The 1,184-nt window shown below is 57.7% G+C and carries 1 protein-coding gene; it reads right to left on the bottom strand.

Features of this window, described 5'->3' with window-relative positions; genetic code table 11:
- Positions 1–478: 478 nt before the first annotated feature.
- The coding region (locus ACIQTS_RS14670; protein WP_402473758.1) for a hypothetical protein at positions 479–1,184 on the bottom strand (706 nt) is incomplete at its 5' end.

Below are 1,184 nucleotides of genomic sequence, written 5' to 3' on the forward strand. Positions count from 1 at the left end.
GGTGTGGGAGAGTAGGTCACCGCCGGACTTAACTTGAGTAGATGGTTTGAGGCCCTGGTACCGTTTGGTGCCGGGGCCTCACCTGTTTAACCCGTCCCCTGGTAATCGACTTGCTAAAGCCTATGGGTTCAGTTTCATGCTGGGCCCTTTTTGTCGTTAACCCCTTTTAGAAGAGTTGAATCTATCAATGGGCTTCGATCGGCTACGCATGCGTCGATGGCTGGGGGGCAACCTTAGGGCCGCCACTGAGTGTCTTGCCACATTGGACCCGTTTCCCTATGGTATGACTCGTGCCTCCCGTAGACTTGAATTTAGATGTACATGCCTCGAGGGCATGCTGAATAGTTAATAGTGAAGTGATTTGCAAAGGCAAACACGAAGGTTGCGGTATTGAGATAGCCGCTGAAGGGGACATTAGATGTCTAACGAATTCCGCCGTAACTCCGACAACGGACGAGGCGACTTCCGGAACTCAGATTCAAACCGCAACAACTCCCGCGATGGCTTCAAGCGTCGCGACGACCGTAGTGATTTCAAGCGCACCGACGATAACCGTGGTGGCTTCCGCGGTGACCGTAATGCTGACCGCGGCGGTGACTTCAAGCGCGACGACAACCGTGGTGGTGGCTTCAAGCGTGATGACAACCGCGGTGGCGTTTTCCGCAATGATGACCGTGCTGGCTTCCGTGGCGAGCGTCGCGATGACAACCGTGGCGGTGGCTTCAAGCGTGATGACAACCGCGGTGGTGGCTTCAAGCGTGACGATAGCCGCGGTGGCGGTTTCCGCAATGATGACCGTGGTGGTTTCCGCGGCGAGCGTCGCGATGACAACCGCGGTGGTGGCTTCAAGCGTGATGACAACCGCGGTGGTGGCTTCAAGCGTGATGACAACCGCGGTGGTGGCTTCAAACGCGATGACAACCGCGGTGGTGGCTTCAAACGCGATGACAACCGTGGCGGTGGCTTCAAACGCGATGACAACCGTGGCGGTGGCTTCAAGCGTGATGACAACCGTGGCGGCGGTTTCCGCAATGATGACCGTGGCGGCTTCAAGCGTGACGACAACCGCGGTGGCGGTTTCCGCAATGATGACCGTGGTGGTTTCCGCGGCGAGCGTCGCGATGACAACCGTGGCGGTGGCTTCCGCAATGATGACCGTGGCGGCTTCAAGCGTGATGACAACC

It is taken from the genome of Glutamicibacter sp. NPDC090743 (assembly GCF_044769125.1).
GTDB lineage: Bacteria > Actinomycetota > Actinomycetes > Actinomycetales > Micrococcaceae > Glutamicibacter.